1 protein-coding gene is annotated in these 499 nt (G+C 46.5%); it reads left to right on the plus strand.

The features are described 5' to 3' along the window. The coding region (locus tag BTA35_RS18005; RefSeq protein ID WP_161489885.1) for an ABC transporter ATP-binding protein at positions 1-499 on the plus strand (499 nt) is incomplete at both ends.

Raw genomic sequence — 499 nt, forward strand, 5'->3', positions numbered from 1 at the left:
GCGATACTAGGGTTGAGCAGGCAAGAGCTAGAGGATAGGTTTGAAGAGATTCATCAATTCTCAGAAATTGGCGATGCCATAGAGCAGCCTGTTAAAACCTATTCCAGCGGTATGTTTGTGCGATTAGCCTTTGCTGTTGCCGTCTGCGTAGACCCTGATGTATTAATCATTGATGAAGCACTGAGCGTAGGGGATGGCGCTTTTGCTAAGAAATCATTCGACCGTATTATGCGCCTCAAAGAGTCGGGTAAAACCATCCTTTTCTGCTCACACAACTTATACCAGATAGAAGCGATCTGTAATCGAGCACTTTGGCTGCATAAAGGAGAGGTTATTGCTCAAGGTAGCCCCGCAGAAGTTGTGCATCGCTATGAAGGCTTTCTTTATGGTATAGAACAGGGACAAAATGATGCGCCAGTGCCTGATATCGCACCTGATCCAGGTCGGCCACAGTTCAAGAGTGTTTGGATTAGCCTAGATGGGCAGCAAACAACACAGA

The organism is Oceanospirillum linum (assembly GCF_001995095.2).
In the GTDB taxonomy this organism is placed as follows: Bacteria; Pseudomonadota; Gammaproteobacteria; order Pseudomonadales; family Halomonadaceae; genus Oceanospirillum; species Oceanospirillum linum.